Raw genomic sequence first — 18,897 nt, 5'->3', positions numbered from 1 at the left:
GGACGCGCGCTGGCCGGCCGCGCCGCCGACGCGGTGTTCAGCGCCGAACTCGACCTCGGCGCGGGCATCGAGCACTACCGGCATGTGCAGGATGTGGCCGCGGCGCACGGCCGTCCGCGTGGCGCGGTGCGGATCCTGCCCGGCTTGATCACCACGATCGGCAGCAGCCATGCCGAGGCCGAGCGCCGGTACGACGAGCAGAACGCACTGCTGCCCGACGGGCACGACCTCGACCGGCTGTCGCAGACGCTCGGCGAGGATCTGTCAAGCCTGGACCTCGACGCCCCGGTGCCCGCCCGCATCCTGGCGCCGGTCGGCGATCCCGCGACGTTCGGCGGCTCACTGGGATTCCGTGAATCGGTGGTGCGGCTCATCGACTCCCAGCGGTTGACACTGCGGCAGGCCATCCGCGAATTCAGCGGTGCAGGGCACCGGGTGATCGTCGGCACCCCGGTCGACGTCGCCGACACCATCGAGCGGTGGTTCCTGGCCGGAGCCGCCGACGGGTTCAACCTCATGCCGGACGTCTTCCCCGACGGCCTCGAGGTCTTCGTCGACGAGGTGGTGCCGCTGCTGCGGGCGCGGGGATTGTTCCGCACCGCCTACACCGAGTCGACACTGCGCGAGCGGTTCACCGGGGTGGCGGCGCCCGCGACCGCGACACCTCAGCGAGCGGTCGGCTGAGGCACACGCTCGGGTGGCCAGGTCAGTGCGACGGCAGGCCGAGGCGCTCGAGGTATCCGCGCAGCCGGTGCCTGCCGGACAGTGACTGCGGTCCTGCGAGGCGGCTGAGCACCCGGCCGCTCCAGTCGCCCGGCAGGCCGTACCGCAGGTTGTAGGCGGCGAGCGTCGAATCATATCCGGGCACATGGGAGTCGGCGGATTCCGCGTCGTAGCGCTCCCGGTGCAGCACGGCGCCCTGTGGCAGACGCGGTTTCACCGCTGCCTCCTCCGCCGGGTCTGCGGTCCCGACCGCCAGGCCGAACGCCGCCACCGCGTGCGGCGGCAGGCCGAGCTCCGCCGCCACCTCCTCCGGACGGTTGCGGACGGCCCCGACGAAAACCGTTCCAAGACCCAGTGACTCGGCGGCGACGGCGGCGTTCTGTGCGGCAAGCGCAGTGTCGACGAAGCCGATGACGGTGGTCTCCAGGTAATCCGCACCATCCAGTGGCGCACCGGCACGCTGCGCGATCCGGCGTGCCCGCCCCAGATCGGCGACCCACACCAGGAACAGCGGGGCCTCGTCGATGAACCGCTGGTTGTTCGCCAGCACCGCCAGCCGCGCCTTTCGCTGCGGATCGCGGACCGCGATCACGCTCCACGGCTGCAGGTTCGACGACGTGGGCGCCGACTGCGCAGCCGCGACCAGCGCCGTCAGCTCGTCGTCGGTGACAGGGTCGGGGAGGAACTTTCGCACCGAGCGGTGCGCGAGCTGCACCGCCAGTGTCTCGTTGACGACGCCCAGTGTGAGCTCGGGGTCCCCGTACCTGGCGGTGATGCTCACTAGCGGCCGACGCCCTGAACGGCGGGCGCCTCGGTGCCGAGGTTCTCCGGCCGGATGGACCGGTGCCCGGCGACGCGCGACGCGATGGTGTCGAGCCGGCCCAACTGCTCCGCGGTGAGCTCGACGCCGACCGCACCGACGTTCTCGCGCAGGTACTCGACGTGGCGGGTGCCGGGGATCGGCACCACGTCCTCGCCGCGGGCGAGCAGCCATGCGAGTGCGACCTGCCCGGGCTGCACCCCGATCTCGGCGGCGACCGCGGCGACGGTCCCGGCGAGCGTCAGGTTGTCCTCGAACGCGTCCGCGGCGAACCGGGGATGGCGCAACTGGACACCGCTGACGTCGTCGCGGCTGCGGACCCGGCCGGTCAGCCAGCCACGGCCCAACGGCGAGTAGGGCACGATGCCGATGCCGAGTTCCCTTGCAAGATCGACGATGCCGTCTTCGATGTCCCGGGTGAAGATTGACCACTCGTTCTGCAGCGCCGCGATCGGATGGACAGCGTGCGCCCGGCGAAGGGTCTCGGGCCCGGGTTCGGACAGCCCGATGTGGCGGATCTTGCCGGCCTCGACAAGTTCCTTCAGTGCGCCGACGGTGTCCTCGATGGGCACGGCCGGGTCCACCCGGTGCAGGTAGTACAGGTCGACGTGGTCGACGCCCAGCCGTCGCAGCGAGCCGTCGATGGCGCTGCGGACGTACTCGGGCCTGCCGTCGATCGGGCGGGCATTGGGATTGGTGTCCCGATCCAGGGCGTTGCCGAACTTCGTCGCGATGGTCAACGAACCGCGTCTGCCGCGGATGGCCCGGCCGAGCAGGGTCTCGCTGAACTCTGGGCCGTACACGTCGGCGGTGTCGAACAGAGTGACGCCGAGGTCGATCGCGGCGTCGACCAGATCCCTGGCCTGCTTCTCGTCCTCAACGCCGGCCGAGGTGCGAAAGCTCATGAAGCCGAGGCCGATCGCCGAGACCTGCGGTCCGTCGGCGCCGAGGCGGCGGGTGGTGAGTGTCGCGGTCATGTGGTCGTCCGTCCGTTCGAGGTTGTCAGGATCCGTAGAAGGGTGCGCCGGAGACCAGTTCGGACTCGCGGCCGTCCACGCCTCGCGGCACGTCACCTTCGAGCGTGACGCGGTAGAGAACCCGGTCGTAATCGAGGTGTCCGGCGTCGGCGATGGCCAGGTGCGCGGTCGCCCGGTTGTCCCAGAAGGCGACACTGCCCGGCGCCCAACGGAATCGGACGGTGTACTCGGTGCGGGTCGCCTCCTGCCACAGCAGCGCCAGCAGCGCCTCGCTCTGCGAGGGGGAGAACCCGCGGATCTCCCGGGCGCCGCGGGTGAAGCCCGGACTGACGAACAGCGCCCGCTCACCGGTCACGGGGTGCACCCGGACGGCGGGGTGGTAGGCGACGAGGTTGGCCTCGCGAACCTTGCGGTCCCGCTGGCTACCCGCCACAGCCCGCGGGCTGAACTGGTGCTTGATGTCGAGCCGGTCGACGAGGTCACGCAGCTCGGCAGGCAGGTTTTCATACGCTGCAACGAGATTGGTCCACGCGGTGTCGCCACCGTAGGGCGGTAGGATGTGCGCCCGCAGAATCGAGGCGGCGGGCGGATTCACCAGCGCCGTGACGTCGGTGTGCCAGCTGTTGTCGTACGACGTCCGCTTGCGGCCGAGGTGCCGTTCGTAGCGGCGGCTGTCGATCGGCAGGATCTCGGGGAAACCCTGGGGCGGCTCCTCCTCGTGCGGGTGCGCCGGGGTCACCTTGCCGAACAGCCGGGCGAACGCGATCTGCTCGGCGTGCCCGATCTCCTGGTCGCGGAAGAAGATCACCTTGTAGGTGTGCAGGGCGCCGCGGATCTCGTCGACGACGCCGGGGTCGAGGGGCTCACGCAGGTTGACGCCGCTGATCTCTGCGCCGATGTATCCGGCGAGCGGGACGATGTCGAGACCGATTCCGGTCTCCTTCAGTTCGGTCATCATCCGAGCGTGCGCATCCGGCCGTGTCGGAACAAGGCGGAACGGCTACGGATTACCTGCAGCAGTTCTTAATCCGGCGGGCGCCGTGGGGGGCGCCCCAGGCGTGAACACCGAGAAGTTTCGACCACACTGATTCTTGCGCCGTCGCGCCGAAATCCCAGCCCAGGGCGTCGGGCGGCCCAGACGGCGGGAAGCGCGCCGGTGCCGGGCCCCGACGTCTGCCACCATGACATGCGTGACCTCGGTGAACGACCGCCGCAACGGCTCCGCGTCGGCGCGGTGTTGTCGCTGACTCCGCCCTGTCCAGCCGCCCCTTCACCGCTACGAGGTCCCCGATGCTCGACCTACGCCGGATGATGCTGTTGAACGACCTCGCCGACCTCGGCACGGTGGCCGCTGTCGCCGAACGTCGTCACATCACCAGTTCTGCCGTCTCACAACAACTCCGGGTGCTCGAAGAGGAAGCCGGTGCGACCCTGTTCCGACGGGACGGCCGCACCCTGGGGTTGACCCGCAGCGGTCAGGTGCTGGCCGAGCACGTCCGGCGGGTGGTGGCCGCGGTGGACGAGGCCATGAGTGCGGTCGCCGCGAGCCGTGACCGCGTCTCCGGCCACGTCGCGGTCGCCGCATTCAACATGGGCATCCCGACGCTGGCCGCACCGATGATGCAGCGGATCAGTGCCGAAGAACCCGAGTTGGCCGTGCAGGTGCAGCAGCAAGACAGCGACGCCGCGCTGCGCCTGCTACGCCAGGGCGAGATCGACGTCGCCATCACCTGCCACTACGACTCCGTCGGTCAGCAGATTCCCGGTGGACTCGTCACCGAGGCACTGCTGTTCGAGCCACTCGTGCTGCTGGCGGCCTGTGAAGATCACACCAGGATCCGCACCGGCGGGCTGGCGGCACTCGCCGACGGCCCATGGGTGAGCGGGCCGCGGGATTCCGGACTCGACGCCGCGCTGCGGCGCGCGTGCGAGTCGGCCGGTTTCACCCCACACGTGGAGCATCGGCTCGTCGGCGCCCAGAACATCTGCGACCTGGCCGCGACCGGGACGGCTTCCGCGGTGGTGCCCGCGCTGTCGGTACCGGTGCCGCTACAGCCGCTCGTCGTCGCCGACCTCGATCTTGGTGGACGCACCATCAGCGCAGTCGTCCGCAACGGCAGGCAATACGACCCGAACGTCTCGGCCGTCCTGCGCGCGCTGCGATCGGTCGCCGCCGCCGCCCTGCCCAGCGCTGCCCCGGCCGAGCTCGGCGCCGCGTCGTGACCGTCAATTCAACGCGAAATTCCTGGTGAACCGCCCCATGGCGGCGTAACGTCGGAAGTGACCTGGAGCCCATCCGATCGGTTCTCCCTAGCACCGAGAAGAAGGGCTCCAGGCCCTTGTACGGCGACGGTTGGACGTCTGCGAACGCCCCCCATGGGCCACAATCTCGTATGCGCACCAACAAGGCCGTGTTCATCACCGGCGCCGCGGCGGGAATCGGACGCACCACAGCGCTGACGTTCGCCGCCCGCGGGTACACCGTCGGTGGCTACGACGTCGACGAGACGGGCCTCAAGGCGCTGGCCGACGAGATCGGCGGTCGCGGCGGCACCGTCGTGACCGGTCACCTCGACGTCACCGACCCCGACGAGATGGCGCAGCGGGTGGAGGAGTTCGTCGTCGCCGCCGGCGGACGGCTCGACGTGCTGATCAACAACGCCGGGGTGATGGCGGCCGGGCGCTTCGAGGACATCGACGTCGCGCGTCATCTCAAAGAGATCGACATCAACGCCAAGGGCGTCGTCAACGGCCTGCACGCGGCATTCCCGCACCTGCGCTTCACGCCGGGGGCGACGGTCGTCAACCTCGCGTCGGCCTCGGCGATCTACGGTCAGGCCGAACTCGCCAACTACAGCGCCACCAAGTTCTTCGTCCGCGGCCTGACCGAGGCGCTCGACCTGGAATGGAACCGCTACGGCATCCGGGTGATCGCGATGTGGCCGCTTTACGTGCAGACCGCGATGACCGACGACGTCACCACCGGCACCACCCGGTCACTCGGCATCCGGCTCACCGCCCAGGACATCGCCGACTCCATCGTCGAGGCCGTCGAACCACCGCTGCTGCGGCGGGCGATCCACCAGGTGCACTACGCCGTCGGTTCGCAGACCAAGGTGCTCGCCACCGGCGCACGGTTCTCGCCGGCGTGGCTGACGCGGCTGGTGAACAAGCGGCTGGCGGGCTCCTGAGGTGGAGCCGGCTCAGCAGCGGGTGCGGTCACGCGCGACAACAGGCGGCCGGCACGGCGGCGTCACCCGTGAGTGCGCCGATTCAGCGGAATCCACGATCGGTACCGACCGGCTCTGCGCACCCAAGTTCGTGTAGGGCCGCAGCGCCGGACCATCGACGATCACGCACTGCAACCCGGTCTCGCAGTACGTGTCGGCGACCGCGAACAGCGCCCGGAATGCCGAGACCCCGAGGAACTCGAGCCTGGTCAGATCGAGTATCAGCGGAGTGCGCATGGAGGTGAACCTGCGCAGAGTCGCGGCGACCTGATCGAGATTCGACGCGTCGACCCAGCCCGCCAGCTTCACGACGACCGCAGGACTCGACGCCTGGGTCTCGATCCGCGCACCGCCGCAGCAGAGCACGTGTGCCTGTCGCCGCCGAAGTATCGGACCCGTTCTCATCGCACCGTCGATACTCACCCAGGAGCCTCCTGACCACTCGTCGATGTCTCACACGGCACGACAGCGGGTCGTGAGGTGGGGGCCAACCCGGTGCTGACCATAGGTGGCGCTTTCCCCGACGTCAATTTAGCCGAACGCGGGGGCACAGGCAGGCTGACCGGATGGCGCAGGAATCCAGCTGCGGTGGTGTCCAGGTCTGTGCCACAACGTCATTGAGGATATCCGCCGCCGACGTCACCGGTCTGATCGTTCGCTCACTGACCTGTCCGACCACGATCCGCTTCGCGATCTGGCTACCGCGGCGCCGTTCACGCCGCTGGGTTGGATTCGCGCTGATCGCAACCGGTGTCGACCGCCCGGCGCACAGGTAGGTTGCCAACCCATGAATGAGGACTGGCTCGCCGTCATCGTCGGCCTGGCGCTGCTCGCGCTCGTGCTCGCCGGCGCGATCCCGGGCAGCGTGATCCCGTGACCGAGCAGGCCACCGAGGAGGAGTACGCGGGCGAGGAACGCCGCGACAACCGCGGCATCGGCTACGCCGTCGCCGGTGTGCTCGTGGTGCTGGCGCTGGGCGCCCTGACCCGCTTCTTCGAGGCGCAGGTGCCGCAGTGGGCGGACGGGACTCCGTTCGAGCGTGTCGCCAAGTCCATCGAATTCCCGGTGTACGCCATCGCATTCGGCCTGCTGGGCAATGCGGTGCTGAGCAGGCTGGCACTCCGTGACGCGCTGTCGGCCGGGTTCCGCACCGAGTTCTTCATCAAGACCGGGCTGGTACTGCTCGGCGCGTCGATCAACCTCAAACTCCTCGTCACCGCCGCGGGCCCGGCCATCATCCAGGCCCTGCTGCTGATCTCGATCGTCTTCGGCTTCACCTGGTGGCTCGGCGGCCGGCTCGGGCTGGAGGACAAGCTGCGGGCACTGCTCGCATCGGCCGTGTCGATCTGCGGGGTCAGCGCGGCGATCGCGGCGGCGGGTGCGGTGCAGGCCAAGCGCGAGCAACTCGCCTACGCCGCATCGCTGGTCATCGCCTTCGCGCTGCCGTCGATCTTCCTGCTGCCCTGGCTGGCCGGCGAGTTCGGGCTGTCCGACGCCGTCGCAGGCGCATGGATCGGCGGCAACATCGACACCACGGCCGCGGTGGCGGCCTCCGGTGCGATCGCCGGCGAGGACGCGTTGCAGATCGCCACCATCGTCAAGACCACACAGAACGCGCTCATCGGCATCGTCGCGATCGCCCTGACCGCCTACTTCGCACTCAAGGTCGAACGGCGCAGCGCCGAGGACGCCCGGCCCACCATCGGCCAGTTCTGGGAGCGGTTCCCCAAGTTCGTGCTCGGCTTCATCGCCGCGTCGGTGATCGGCACGCTGTACCTGCAGTGGGGCGGCGACAAGGCCGCCATCACCACGGTCAACGATCTGCGGACCTGGTTCCTGATCTTCGCGTTCGTCGCGATCGGCCTGGAGTTCTCGCTGAAGGGGCTGCGGGAAGCCGGATGGCGGCCGGTCGCGGTGTTCGCCTCGGCCACCGTGGTGAACATCGTCGTCGCGCTCGGCCTTGCGCTGGTGTTGTTCGGCAACTTCGAGGTCGGCTAGCGGTTAGGCTCGGCCGGTGCGCACGGCCTGGTCGAGGCGCGGCTTCCTGGCCTCCGCCGGGGTCGCGACACTGGTGGCCGCGTGCGGCTCCGACAAACCGGGCACCGTCGCGAAGGACGGGTCCGTCACCGTCACCCACGCCTTCGGCGAGACCCGCATCCCGGCCCCGCCCACCCGCGTCGTCAGCGCGGGCCTCACCGAACAGGACGACCTGCTCGCCCTCGGCGTGGTGCCCGTCGCGGTGACCGAGTGGTTCGGTGCGGAACCGTTCGCCGTCTGGCCGTGGGCCCGGCCCCGGCTCGGCGCCGCCCAGCCCGTGGTGCTCAGCCTCGCCGACGGCCTGCAGATCGAGCCGATCGCGGCACTGAAGCCCGACCTCATCGTGGCCACCAACGCCGGGCTCGACGCAGACACCTACACCCGGCTGTCCGAGATCGCACCGACCATCGCGCAGTCCGGACCGGCCGCATTCTTCGAGCCGTGGAAGGAGCAGGCCACCGTCATCGGCCAAGCCGTCTTCAAGGCCGACGACATGGCCGGCCAGATCGGCGCGGTCGACGAGAAGTTCACCGCCGCGGGGCAGAACAATCCCGAGTTCGGCGGCAAGAAGGCCATCCTGCTGCGCGGCACGCTGTACCGCGACAGCGCGCAGGCCACGGTGCCCGGCTGGCGCACCGAGTTCCTCACCGCACTCGGATTCACCGTCCCCGACGTGCCCGCCCTGATCCCGCGCGACCAGATGGCGTCCGTTCTCGACGCCGCGGACGTGCTGATCTGGACCACCGAGAGCGACGAGGAACAGGCCGCCCTGCTGGCCGACCCCGCGGTCGCGGGGCTGTCGGCGACGTCACGCAACCGCCACGTCTTCACCGGGCGGGAACTCGCAGGCGCCATCGCGTTCGCCTCCCCGCTGTCCTACCCGCTGGTCGCCGACCAGCTCCCACCGCGGCTGGCGGCCGCACTGTCCTGAGACACTGTTCGGGTGACCAGCACCGATCTCGACCACCGCGGTTCCGCCAGCATCGGCTCGGCCTACTACCCGACGCTGCTGGCCGTCTTCACCGGACTGGTGCTGATCTCGAACGTGGCCGCCACCAAGGGGGTGGCGTTCGGACCGCTGCTCACCGACGGGGGCTTCCTCGTCTTCCCCCTCACCTACGTCATCGGCGACGTGCTCAGCGAGGTGTACGGCTTCCGTGCGGCGCGCCGCGCGGTGTTCGTCGGCTTCGCGATGCAGGCCCTGGCCGTACTGGTGCTGTGGCTCACGGTGCGGCTGCCCGCCGCCCCCGACTACGCCAACCAGGACGCGCTGGCCAGCACCGTCGCGTCGATCACCGGACTGGCGATCGCCGGCCTCGGCGGATTCCTCGCCGGGCAGATGGTCAACGCCTACCTCGTCGTCTGGATCAAGCAGCGCACCAAGGAGAGCCACCTGTGGGCCCGGCTGCTCGGCTCGACGGTGGTGGGCCAGTTCTGCGACACCCTGGTGTTCTGTGCGATCGCGGCGCCGATCATCGGGTTCGGCAACATGAGTTCCTTCGCCGTGTACGCGGCGCTCGGCTGGCTGTACAAGACCGCGGTCGAGGCGGCGCTGCTGCCCGTCACCTACCGCGTCATCGCCGCCATCAAGCGCCGCGAGCCGACCTACCAGCCGGCCGTATGAGCGAGCGTTAAGGCTCTTCTGGCAACTTGTACAAAGTTCGCCCGCGAGACACTACTCGGCGGTAGCTTGTGCAAATGACAGTGGCAGCAGAGTCATATCAGCGGATGGCCATCGGCACCGTGCACGACTATGGCGATCGAGCACTTTTACTTGACTTCGACGATATCTCTGAGGTTTTGGCGTGGGCCGCCGCGATCCACCACGCCGATCTGCCCGGTGTCCTCGACGTCGTCCCCGGCGCACGCACCGTGCTGGTCACGCTCGCGGGGCCGCGGTACCAGGCCCCCACCCGGCAACGCCTCGCAACACTCCAGCCGGACCGGTCGGAGGTGGCAGCCGACGCTGCCGACCGGCGGGCCGACGTCCTCATCGACGTCGTCTACGACGGCCCCGATCTCGAGGAGGTGGCGCGCCTGACCGGGCTCGACACCGCTGCGGTGGTGGCGGCCCACACCGGCACGCTGTGGCGTGTCGGCTTCAGCGGTTTCGCGCCGGGATTCGCCTACCTCGTCGGCGGGGACGACCGGCTGCACGTACCGCGCCGGAGCGAGCCACGGACCAAGGTGCCCGCCGGGTCGGTCGGCCTGGCCGGCGAGTTCAGCGGCGTCTACCCGCGCCAGTCCCCCGGCGGCTGGCAGTTGATCGGCCGCACCGCCGAGGGTCAGGCCGCGCTCTGGGACATCGACCGCGACGAACCCGCCCTGCTGACGCCGGGCAAGTGGGTCGAGTTCCGGTCCGTCGACTAGGAGGCACGCGATGACCACCACGCTGGAAATCCTGCGAACAGGGCCGCTGGCACTGGTCGAGGACCTGGGCCGGCCCGGCATGTCCCACCTGGGCGTGTCGCGCTCCGGAGCCGCCGACCGCCGCTCCCACACCCTGGCCAACCGCCTGGTGGCCAACCCGAACGACCGGGCGACCGTCGAGATCACCCTCGGCGGCCTCACCGCCAGGGTGCACGGCGGCGACGTCGCCATCGCGGTGACGGGCGCCGACGCCGACCCGTCGGTGAACGGCAAGCCGTTCGGCACCAACAGCATTCACTATGCGCACGACGGCGACGTGATCTCGCTGGGCGTCCCGTACTGCGGCCTGCGCAGCTACCTCGCCGTGCGCGGCGGCATCGACGTCACGCCCGTGCTTGGCTCCCGGAGCTACGACGTGATGTCGGCGATCGGACCGACCCCGCTGCGACCCGGCGACGTGCTGCCGGTCGGCGAGCACACCGCCGACTTCCCCGAGCTGGACCAGGCGCCGGTCGCCGCGATCGACGACGACGTGCTCGAACTGAGGGTCGTGCCCGGCCCGCGTGACGACTGGTTCACCAACCCCGACGTGCTGGTGCGCACCAACTGGCAGGTCACCAAACACAGCGACCGGGTGGGGATCCGGCTCGTCGGCATGCCGCTCGAGTACCGCAACACCGACCGCCAGCTGCCCAGCGAGGGCGCGACCCGTGGTTCGATCCAGGTGCCGCCCAACGGTTTTCCCGTCATCCTCGGACCCGACCATCCGGTGACGGGTGGCTACCCCGTGATCGGCGTGGTGTGTGGCGACGACATCGACAAACTCGCGCAGATCCGGCCGGGCCAGACCCTGCGGCTGCACTGGGCGCGGCCACGCCTGCCGTTCGGCGCCGGGTGAACCGCTGACCCGTGTGCGCCGGCGCGCATCCTGGTAGAACAACTGTGTGCACACCGTGGTCCACACCGCACGCCTGGTCCACACCGCCGACCTCGACGCCGAGACGCGCGACCGCGCCCATCGCATGGTCGTGGACGCCTTCCGCGGCGATCCGGACGGTGACTTCGACGACGACGACTGGGAACACGCGCTCGGCGGGATGCACGCCCTCATCTGGCACCACGGCGCGATCGTCGCCCACGGCGCAGTGGTGCAGCGCAGGCTCATCTACCGCGACACCCCGCTGCGCTGCGGTTACGTCGAAGCGGTCGCGGTGCACGAGGACTGGCGGGGTCGCGGGCTGGGCAGCGCGGTGATGGACGCCGTCGAGCAGGTGATCCGGGGCGCCTACCAGGTCGGCGCGCTGGGTTCCTCGGACTTGGCCCGCGACATGTACGTCTCGCGCGGCTGGCTGCCGTGGCAGGGCCAGACGTCGGCCCTGACGCCGACCGGGACCGTCCGCACGCCCGATGACGACGACGGCGTGTTCGTACTCCCGGTGTCCGTCGAACTGGACCGCTCCGCCGACCTGACCTGCGACTGGCGCGCCGGCGACGTCTGGTGAGCCCGGGGTGACCTCACAGGGCCCGAACCCCCTGGGTGAGTGGAATTTCACGCACGAGTCATCACGGAGCGCTTTCGGGTAACGCAGTGTTCCTAGCGTGTGCGCCATGCCGCATCGCATCACCGACTGGGATCCCGAGGACGTCGTCGCCTGGGAGGCCGGCAACAAGCACATCGCCCGCCGCAACCTGATCTGGTCCGTCGCCGCCGAGCACATCGGCTTCTCGATCTGGTCCATCTGGTCGGTGATGGTGCTGTTCATGCCCGAGAGCGTCTACGGCTTCTCGGCCGGCGACAAATTCCTGCTCGGCGCCACCGCCACCCTCGTCGGCGCCTGCCTGCGCATCCCCTACACGCTGGCCACCTCGACGTTCGGCGGCCGCAACTGGACGGTGTTCTCCGCATTCGTGCTGCTGATCCCCACAGTCGGCACGATGCTGCTGCTGGCCAATCCCGGCCTTCCGCTGTGGCCCTACCTGCTGTGCGCGGCGCTGGCCGGTTTCGGCGGCGGCAACTTCGCCTCCTCGATGACCAACATCAACGCGTTCTACCCCCAGCGGCTCAAGGGCTGGGCGCTCGGGCTCAACGCAGGCGGCGGCAACATCGGCGTGCCGATGATCCAGCTGGTGGGCCTGCTCGTCATCGCCGCCGCAGGCAACCGCCAGCCGTACTGGGTGTGCGCGGTCTACCTGGTGGCGCTGGCGATCGCCGGCATCGGCGCCGCCAGGTACATGGACAACCTCGAGCAACACAAGATCGACTTCACCGCGATGAAAGACATTCTGCGCGAACGTGACACCTGGGTGATCTCGCTGCTCTACATCGGCACCTTCGGCTCGTTCATCGGTTTCGCCTTCGCGTTCGGCCAGGTGCTCCAGATCAACTTCGCCGAGGGCGGGCAGTCGCCGGCGGAGGCCTCGCTGCACGCCGCGCAGATCGCGTTCGTCGGCCCGCTGCTCGGCTCGCTGTCGCGGGTCTACGGCGGCAAGCTCGCCGACCGCATCGGCGGCGGACGGGTCACCCTGGCGGTGTTCGCCGGGATGATCCTGGCCGCCGGGCTGCTGGTGGCGATCAGCACGATGGACGACCACAGCGCCGGCGCGGCCACCGCGACCACCATGGCGGGCTATGTCGTCGGCTTCATCGCACTGTTCCTGCTGTCGGGAGTCGGCAACGGGTCGGTGTACAAGATGATCCCGTCGATCTTCGACGCCAGGAGCCGGTCGCTCGATCTCAGCGAAGCCGACCGGGTGAACTGGTCACGGGCGATGTCGGGCGCGCTGATCGGCTTCGCCGGCGCGGTCGGCGCGCTGGGCGGGGTGGGCATCAACCTCGCGCTGCGCCAGTCCTACCTCAGCAGTGGGTCGGCGACCTCGGCGTTCTGGATCTTCGCGGTGTTCTACGTGGTGGCCTCCGTGGTCACCTGGGCGCGCTACGTGCGGCGTCCCGGCATGGCCGAGATCACCACGGATCGCGACGAGCGACATACCTCGGCAATGGCCGGGTAACCGTCCCGAAACACGAGCTGAATAGACAGAGAGCATGAGTGAGCCTGACTGGGCGCCGCTCACCGGCTTCCGGGTAGCGGTGACCTCCGCCCGCCGAGCCGACGAACTGGCCACGCTACTGCGGCGGCGGGGCGCCACCGTGACGAGTGCGGCCGCCATCACGATGGTGCCGCTGCCCGACGACGACGAGCTGCGCTCGCACACCGAGGCGCTGATCGACGTACCGCCGGACATCGTCATCGCCACCACCGGCATCGGATTCCGCGGCTGGGTCGCGGCCGCCGACGGGTGGGGGCTGGCGAGCGAGCTCATCGCCTCGCTCGGCAAGGCCCGCATCGTCTCCCGCGGACCCAAGGCCACCGGGGCGCTGCGCGCGGCAGGACTGCCCGAGGAGTGGTCCCCGGAGTCGGAATCCTCCCGCGAACTGGTGCACTACCTGGTCGAGGGCGGCATCGCCGGCATGCGCATCGCCGTGCAGCTGCACGGCGCCACCAACGACTGGGACCCCTTCCCCGAGTTCCTCGACGAGTTGCGAGCCGCCGGCGCCGAGGTGGTGCCGATCATGGTGTACCGCTGGTACCCGGCTCCCCGCGACGGCGAGTTCGACCAGTTGGTGGCGGGCATCGCCGACGAGAAGTTCGACGCCGTCAGCTTCACCTCCGCCCCCGCGGTGGCCTCGGTGCTCATGCGGGCCACCGAACTGGGCATCGCCGACCGGGTGCTGTCGGCGCTGCGCACCGACGTGCACGCGATGTGCGTCGGACCCGTCACCGCCCGACCGCTGGTGCGCCTCGGCGTGCCCACCTCCGCGCCGGAACGGATGCGCCTGGGTGCGCTGGCCCGCCACATCACCGACGAGCTGCCACTTCTGCAGTCGCGCACCGTGAAGGTCGCCGGGCACGTGCTGGAGATCCGCGGCACCTGCGTGATGGTCGACGGCGTGGTCAAGTCACTCTCGCCCGCCGCCATGGCGACGATTCGCGCACTGGCACACCGGCCCGGAGACGTGGTGTCGCGCACCGACCTGCTCGACGCCCTGCCCGGCGGCGGCACCGACACCCACGCAGTGGAGACGGCCGTGCTGCGACTGCGAACTGCGTTGGGCGACAAGCACATCGTCTCGACCGTGGTGAAACGCGGGTACCGGCTGGCGGTCGACGAGGGAATGGCGGCAGCCCGGTGAACCCCGCGGCCCACCTGGTGCTGGTGGCGCACGGCACCCGCAAGCAGCGTGGTGTCGCTCTGGTGGGTGACATCGCCGAGCAGGTCGCCGCGACGCTGGGGCGTCGGGTGAACGTCGCGTTCGTCGACGTGCTGGGACCCACGCCGGCCGAGGTCCTCCGGAGGTTGCCCCACGCACCGGCACTCGTGGTGCCCGCGTTCCTGTCGCGGGGTTATCACGTCGGCGTCGACATCCCCGAACACGTGCATGCCAGCGGCCATCCGGACGTGACGGTCACCGACGCGCTGGGGCCCGATCCGCAGCTGATCCGTGTGCTGGCCGACCGCCTCATCGAATCAGGTTGGCAGCATGGCGATTCGGTGGTGCTGGCTGCGGCGGGCACCTCCGACCCTGCGGCGCAACGCGACCTGCACACCACCGCGACGTGGCTGTCGGCGCTGACCGGGTCCCGCGTCGAGCTGGCCTTCGCCGCCACCGGCGAGCCGAGGGTGGCCGACGCGGTCGCCGATCTGCGCCGGCGCGGCCGGCGCCGCGTGGTGGTGGCGTCCTACCTGCTGTCCGAGGGACTGTTCCAGGATCGACTGCGCGCCAGCGGCGCCGACGTCGTGACCGCCCCGCTGGGCACGCACCCGGGGCTGGTGCGCCTGATCGCCAGCCGGTTCCGGCGGGCGCGGGCGACGGTTCCGGCGTAGCGCTCGACCGGGGATGTCAGTTGACGTTGTCGGCGTCCTGCGGGCCGCCCGCGACGAGTAGCCGGGCCACCGACTCGATCGAGTCGTGCTGCTCCTTGGCCATCGCCACGAGCAACGAGTACGCCTGCGCGACGTCGGCGCCGAACTTCTCCATCAACAGCAGCTTCGCCTGGTTGATCACGTCCCTGCGGGCCGACCCGCGACGGGACTGCCCCGTCATCAGCAGCCCGATGTGCCGCGCGAGCAGTTCGGCGGTTCCCTCGAGGCCGTCCTCGAGTCCGCCTGCGTTGTCCGCGTAGAGGTTCAGCGCCGCCCGGACCTCGCCGCCGAGGCACACCGGAACCGCCACCACCGCTCGTACCGGCGTGCTCACCATGGCCTGCCGGGCGAACGCCGGCCACCGGGTGTCGTCGGTCAGGTCGTCGGCGCGGTACGGCCGGCCGTCGTAGGCCGCACTGAGACTCGGGCCCTCGCAGACGCGGCGGGTGATGTTGTCCAGGACGAGCGGATGGCCGTCGGTGGCGGCCATCGACCGGATGAGGATGCCTTCCCCGATACAGGTGATGCCCGCGTGGTCGACAGCCGGCAGCAGGCGCACCGCCAGCATGGTGATGTCACCCAGCCGCTCGGTGTTGGCGCGGCGCTGACCGGTGTCGGCCATGAGCGCGATCGCGTCATCGATGCGCCTGCCGATGTCGCGGCGCTCCAGCGAAGGTTCGTCGACGCATTCACCACCCGGCGACATGCGGCGGAAGTACCCGCGCAGCGCGCAGGCAAACGTCAGACTTGGCGCGACCGTCGCCAGGCCGGTGCGACCTCGACGAACCCGTCTGCGGTGATCCGGGCGCGGTACACCGGCAGGGACGCCGCCGGATCGTCCAGGCAGCTGCCGTCGTCGAACGCGAATGCCTGCTTCTTGATCGGGGACTGCACGGTGGCGCGGCCGGCCCGGTCGCCGACAATGCCGCGCGACATCACCGCGGCGCCCGAGAACGGGTCGATGTTGCCGACGGCTGCCAGCGTTCCGTCGTCCAGCCGGAAGAGTGCGACCTGGGAGCCGTCGGCAAGCAGCACGCCGACGCCCCGGTTCGGGATCAGGTAGTCGTACCGGCAGGCCGGCGTCCAGTCCGCGTCATGCTGCGGATCGCGTTCCCTGCGGTCGTCGATGAGCGTCATGTGGTCTCCTGCATGGGCTTGATCGTGGGCATTCCGATGGACACCGGCACCTTGCGACCGCCGTTCTCGGTGAACTCGACGGTCGGGTCGGGCACGTCCGGCGCGTTGACGAACGACACGAATCGCGACAGCTTGTCCGGGTCCTCGAGGACGCCCTTCCATTCGCAGGCGTAGCCGTCGACGTGGCGGGCGACGGCGTCCTCGAACTCGGCCGCCAGACCCAGCGAGTCCTCGCAGACCACCTCACGCAGGTGGTCCATCCCGCCGTCGAGCGCGTCGACCCACGGCGCGGTGCGCTGCAGCCGGTCGGCCGTGCGGATGTAGAACATCAGGAACCGGTCGATGTAGCGCACCAGGGTCTCGTCGTCGAGGTCTCCGGCGAGCAGTTGCGCGTGCTTGGGTGTCATGCCGCCGTTGCCGCCGACGTAGAGGTTCCATCCCGTCTCGGTGGCGATGACGCCGACGTCTTTGCCGCGCGCCTCCGCGCACTCGCGGGCACAGCCCGACACGCCCATCTTGATCTTGTGCGGGGACCGCAAGCCGCGGTAGCGGAGTTCGAGGTTGATGGCCATCTGCACCGAGTCCTGCTGGCCGTAGCGGCACCAGTCGCTGCCCACGCAGCTCTTCACCGTGCGCAGCGACTTGCCGTAGGCCTGCCCGGACTCCATCCCGCCCTCGACGAGCCTGCGCCAGATGTCGGGCAGCTGATCGACCCGGGCGCCGAACATGTCGATGCGCTGCCCGCCGGTGATCTTGGTGTAAAGGCCGAAGTCGCGGGCGATCTCACCGATCAGGATCAGGTGCTCGGGCGTGATGTCGCCGCCCGGCACCCGCGGCACCACCGAGTAGCTGCCGTTCTTCTGGATGTTGGCCAGGAAGTGGTCGTTGGAGTCCTGCAGCGACGCCTGCTCGCCGTCGAGGATGTGGTCGGAACTCGTCGACGCCAGGATCGAGGCGACCGTGGGTTTGCAGATGTCGCAACCCTTTCCGGTGCCGAAGCGTTCGATCAGGCCGGTGAAGGTGCGGATCGAGGTCGCGGAGACGATCTCGAAGAGCTCACTGCGCGACTGGCTGAAGTGCTCGCACAGCGCCTTGGACTGCTCGACGCCCTCGGCCTCCAGCAGCTGCTTGAGCAGCGGCACGCACGACCCGCACGACGTGCCCGCCTTGGTGCACGCCTTCAGCCCCGCGACGTCGCAGCAGCCGCCGGCGATGGCGCCGCTGATGTCGCCCTTGGTGACGTTGTTGCACGAGCAGATCTGCGCGGCAGGCGGCAGCGCGCCGACACCGAGTTGACCTGCGCCACCCTCGCTTCCGGCCGGTGCGATCAGGGCCATCGGGTCGCCGGGCAGCTCTTCGCCGACCATCGGCCGCAGCACCCCGTAGACCGACGCGTCGCCGACCAGGATCCCGCCGAGCAGCGTCTTGGCGTCGTCGGAGAGCACCAGCTTCGCGTAGGTCTGGTTCACCGCGTCGTTGACGACGACCTCGAGGGACTTCGGGGTGCGGCCCATCGCGTCGCCGAAGCTCGCCACGTCCACGCCGAGCAGCTTGAGCTTGGTGGACAGGTCGGCCTCCGGGAACTCGGCCGCACCGCCGAGCAGTCGGTCGGCGACCACCTCGGCGCTGGTGTAGCCGGGGCCGACGAGTCCGTAGCAGCGGCCCTCGATGGCGGCCACCTCGCCGATCGCGAAGATGGCGGGATCGCGGGTGGCACAGGACAGGTCGGTCAGCACGCCACCGCGCTCGGCGAGCTCCAGCCCGGCGTCGCGGGCCAGTTCGTCGCGCGGCCGCACACCTGCGGCGAAGATGACCACCGCGGCGTCGATGAAGCTCCCGTCGCTCAACGCCACCCGCATCGAGTCGTCCTCGGCGGAGCGCTTCAGCGGCCGGTTGCGCTGCGCCGGCCTGATCGACTCGGTGCCGACGTCGGTGTGCACCGTGATGCCCAGCTCGGTGATCATCCTGCCCAGCAGGGCGCCGCCCGCCTCGTCGAGCTGCTGCGCCATCAACCGCGGCGAGCGCTCCACGACATGGGCGTCCAGGCCGAAACCGCGCAGAGCGTTGGCAGCCTCGAGGCCCAGCAGACCGCCGCCGATCACCACACCCACCGGGGTGCGGCCGGTCTCGCGGGCCCGCACGGCGTCGGCGCGGATCGCGTCGAGGTCGTCGAGTGTGCGGTACACGTGGCAGGCGGGCAGATCGCGGCCGGGCACCGGCGGCACGAACGCGTAGGAGCCCGTCGCGAGCACCAGGGCGTCGTAGCCGATCGTGGCGCCGTCGGCGGTGGTGACCGTCCTGGCGTCCCGGTCGATGGCGGTGACCGGGCTGCCCAGCTTCAGCGTGACGCGGTCGTCGCCGGCGTAGTCGTTGCCGGGCAGCGCCAGCAGCGTGCGGTCCCAGTGTTCGGTGTAGGCGGTCAGCCCGACCCGGTCGTAGGCGGCGTCGGCCTCCTCGGCCACCACGGTGACCTGCCAGGTTCCTGCCTCGTCGCGCGCCCTCAGGGCCTCGACGAACCGGTGTCCGACCATGCCGTGGCCGACGACCACGACGTTCTTCGTTGACGGCATGTCCCGAGGCTAGGGAGCCGATATTGCCGCAATGTCGCCCTGTGTGACGCTGCCATCACGGTGTGCTCACGGGCAGCGGGGCGGGGGTGTGAGCCGCTTCGCCGACAGCC

18 protein-coding genes and 1 pseudogene are annotated in these 18,897 nt (G+C 70.0%); 12 read left to right on the top strand and 7 right to left on the bottom strand.

The genetic code is table 11. From position 1 onward, the window contains the following. Nucleotides 1–684, top strand: a pseudogene (locus Q2100_RS09305) (nitrilotriacetate monooxygenase); the annotation flags it as partial. Between the two features lie 22 nt (nt 685–706). On the opposite strand, the gene Q2100_RS09300 reads toward Q2100_RS09305, so the two are convergent. Genes Q2100_RS09300 through Q2100_RS09290 form a run of 3 tightly spaced genes read right to left on the bottom strand, consistent with a single transcriptional unit; the run spans nt 707 to nt 3,475 of the window. Beyond that, entirely contained in the window at nt 707–1,504 is a 798-nt protein-coding gene (locus Q2100_RS09300; RefSeq protein ID WP_302913794.1) for an NADPH-dependent oxidoreductase, read from the bottom strand. Further along, nucleotides 1,504–2,520, bottom strand: a complete 1,017-nt coding sequence (locus tag Q2100_RS09295; protein ID WP_302913793.1) for an aldo/keto reductase — start codon at nt 2,518–2,520, stop codon at nt 1,504–1,506. The genes Q2100_RS09300 and Q2100_RS09295 overlap by 1 nt, the downstream gene beginning before the upstream one ends. 25 nt (nt 2,521–2,545) lie before the next feature. Then, the gene (locus Q2100_RS09290) at nt 2,546–3,475 is read right to left on the bottom strand and encodes a TauD/TfdA dioxygenase family protein (protein ID WP_302913792.1); all 930 of its coding nucleotides are present in this window, start codon (nt 3,473–3,475) and stop codon (nt 2,546–2,548) included. Between the two features lie 335 nt (nt 3,476–3,810). On the opposite strand from Q2100_RS09290, the gene Q2100_RS09285 reads away from it, so the two are divergent. Together Q2100_RS09285 and Q2100_RS09280 are read left to right on the top strand one after the other, a co-directional pair. Beyond that, nucleotides 3,811–4,743: a LysR family transcriptional regulator gene (locus Q2100_RS09285; RefSeq protein WP_302913791.1), complete on the top strand. Its 933-nt coding sequence runs from the start codon at nt 3,811–3,813 to the stop codon at nt 4,741–4,743. A 170-nt stretch (nt 4,744–4,913) separates the two neighbouring features. Next, entirely contained in the window at nt 4,914–5,711 is a 798-nt protein-coding gene (locus tag Q2100_RS09280) for an SDR family oxidoreductase (RefSeq protein WP_302913790.1), read from the top strand. Nucleotides 5,712–5,723: 12 nt separating this feature from the next. Here the strand turns inward: Q2100_RS09280 and Q2100_RS09275 are convergent, their stop codons facing one another. Further along, on the bottom strand, nt 5,724–6,173 hold the full coding sequence (locus Q2100_RS09275; RefSeq protein WP_302913789.1) for an STAS domain-containing protein: 450 nt from the start codon (nt 6,171–6,173) through the stop codon (nt 5,724–5,726). 450 nt (nt 6,174–6,623) lie between these two features. Here Q2100_RS09275 and Q2100_RS09270 point away from each other — a divergent pair, with 450 nt between their 5' ends. The 9 genes from Q2100_RS09270 to Q2100_RS09230 all read left to right on the top strand — a co-directional run bounded on the left by Q2100_RS09270 (nt 6,624) and on the right by Q2100_RS09230 (nt 15,041). Further along, nucleotides 6,624–7,748: a YeiH family protein gene (locus tag Q2100_RS09270; protein ID WP_302913788.1), complete on the top strand. Its 1,125-nt coding sequence runs from the start codon at nt 6,624–6,626 to the stop codon at nt 7,746–7,748. Between the two features lie 16 nt (nt 7,749–7,764). Beyond that, a complete protein-coding gene (locus tag Q2100_RS09265; RefSeq protein ID WP_302913787.1) occupies nt 7,765–8,718 on the top strand; it encodes an ABC transporter substrate-binding protein in 954 nt (317 codons plus the stop codon). Nucleotides 8,719–8,730: 12 nt separating this feature from the next. Beyond that, a complete protein-coding gene (locus Q2100_RS09260) occupies nt 8,731–9,411 on the top strand; it encodes a queuosine precursor transporter (protein ID WP_302913786.1) in 681 nt (226 codons plus the stop codon). A gap of 74 nt (nt 9,412–9,485) precedes the next feature. Then, nucleotides 9,486–10,157: a 5-oxoprolinase subunit B family protein gene (locus Q2100_RS09255; protein WP_302913785.1), complete on the top strand. Its 672-nt coding sequence runs from the start codon at nt 9,486–9,488 to the stop codon at nt 10,155–10,157. 10 nt (nt 10,158–10,167) lie between these two features. Next, nucleotides 10,168–11,055 (top strand): 5-oxoprolinase/urea amidolyase family protein, encoded by an 888-nt coding sequence (locus Q2100_RS09250; protein WP_264011455.1) that lies wholly within the window; start codon nt 10,168–10,170, stop codon nt 11,053–11,055. A gap of 46 nt (nt 11,056–11,101) precedes the next feature. Next, nucleotides 11,102–11,659, top strand: a complete 558-nt coding sequence (locus Q2100_RS09245) for a GNAT family N-acetyltransferase (protein ID WP_302913784.1) — start codon at nt 11,102–11,104, stop codon at nt 11,657–11,659. A 106-nt stretch (nt 11,660–11,765) separates the two neighbouring features. After that, nucleotides 11,766–13,166, top strand: coding sequence for a nitrate/nitrite transporter (locus Q2100_RS09240; RefSeq protein ID WP_302913783.1), 1,401 nt, complete (start codon nt 11,766–11,768; stop codon nt 13,164–13,166). Nucleotides 13,167–13,200: 34 nt separating this feature from the next. Next, nucleotides 13,201–14,349 (top strand): uroporphyrinogen-III synthase, encoded by a 1,149-nt coding sequence (locus Q2100_RS09235; protein ID WP_302913782.1) that lies wholly within the window; start codon nt 13,201–13,203, stop codon nt 14,347–14,349. Continuing rightward, nucleotides 14,346–15,041, top strand: a complete 696-nt coding sequence (locus Q2100_RS09230) for a sirohydrochlorin chelatase (protein WP_302913781.1) — start codon at nt 14,346–14,348, stop codon at nt 15,039–15,041. The genes Q2100_RS09235 and Q2100_RS09230 overlap by 4 nt, the downstream gene beginning before the upstream one ends. Before the next feature lie 16 nt (nt 15,042–15,057). On the opposite strand, the gene Q2100_RS09225 is transcribed toward Q2100_RS09230, so the two are convergent. Genes Q2100_RS09225 through nirB form a run of 3 tightly spaced genes read right to left on the bottom strand, consistent with a single transcriptional unit; the run spans nt 15,058 to nt 18,787 of the window. Continuing rightward, nucleotides 15,058–15,786: an ANTAR domain-containing protein gene (locus tag Q2100_RS09225; protein WP_302913780.1), complete on the bottom strand. Its 729-nt coding sequence runs from the start codon at nt 15,784–15,786 to the stop codon at nt 15,058–15,060. Between the two features lie 35 nt (nt 15,787–15,821). Continuing rightward, nucleotides 15,822–16,217, bottom strand: coding sequence for a nitrite reductase small subunit NirD (gene nirD, locus Q2100_RS09220; RefSeq protein ID WP_302913779.1), 396 nt, complete (start codon nt 16,215–16,217; stop codon nt 15,822–15,824). After that, complete coding sequence (gene nirB / locus Q2100_RS09215; RefSeq protein WP_302913778.1) at nt 16,214–18,787, bottom strand: nitrite reductase large subunit NirB; 2,574 nt, start codon at nt 18,785–18,787, stop codon at nt 16,214–16,216. The genes nirD and nirB overlap by 4 nt, the downstream gene beginning before the upstream one ends. Nucleotides 18,788–18,897: the final 110 nt, after the last annotated feature.

It is taken from the genome of Mycolicibacterium arseniciresistens, assembly GCF_030519285.1.
GTDB classification, from domain to species: domain Bacteria; phylum Actinomycetota; class Actinomycetes; order Mycobacteriales; family Mycobacteriaceae; genus Mycobacterium; species Mycobacterium arseniciresistens.
This window is presented reverse-complemented; position numbering and strand designations above follow the sequence as displayed.

Bases quoted from the DNA above. Each gene is read 5' to 3' on its own strand.
- Q2100_RS09295 (WP_302913793.1), bottom strand. From the start codon at position 2,520: ATGACCGCGACACTCACCACCCGCCGCCTCGGCGCCGACGGACCGCAG.
- Q2100_RS09290 (WP_302913792.1), bottom strand. From the start codon at position 3,475: ATGACCGAACTGAAGGAGACCGGAATCGGTCTCGACATCGTCCCGCTC.
- Q2100_RS09285 (WP_302913791.1), top strand. From the start codon at position 3,811: ATGCTCGACCTACGCCGGATGATGCTGTTGAACGACCTCGCCGACCTC.
- Q2100_RS09280 (WP_302913790.1), top strand. From the start codon at position 4,914: ATGCGCACCAACAAGGCCGTGTTCATCACCGGCGCCGCGGCGGGAATC.
- Q2100_RS09255 (WP_302913785.1), top strand. From the start codon at position 9,486: ATGACAGTGGCAGCAGAGTCATATCAGCGGATGGCCATCGGCACCGTG.
- Q2100_RS09250 (WP_264011455.1), top strand. From the start codon at position 10,168: ATGACCACCACGCTGGAAATCCTGCGAACAGGGCCGCTGGCACTGGTC.
- Q2100_RS09240 (WP_302913783.1), top strand. From the start codon at position 11,766: ATGCCGCATCGCATCACCGACTGGGATCCCGAGGACGTCGTCGCCTGG.
- Q2100_RS09235 (WP_302913782.1), top strand. From the start codon at position 13,201: ATGAGTGAGCCTGACTGGGCGCCGCTCACCGGCTTCCGGGTAGCGGTG.
- Q2100_RS09225 (WP_302913780.1), bottom strand. From the start codon at position 15,786: ATGTCGCCGGGTGGTGAATGCGTCGACGAACCTTCGCTGGAGCGCCGC.
- nirD (WP_302913779.1), bottom strand. From the start codon at position 16,217: ATGACGCTCATCGACGACCGCAGGGAACGCGATCCGCAGCATGACGCG.
- nirB (WP_302913778.1), bottom strand. From the start codon at position 18,787: ATGCCGTCAACGAAGAACGTCGTGGTCGTCGGCCACGGCATGGTCGGA.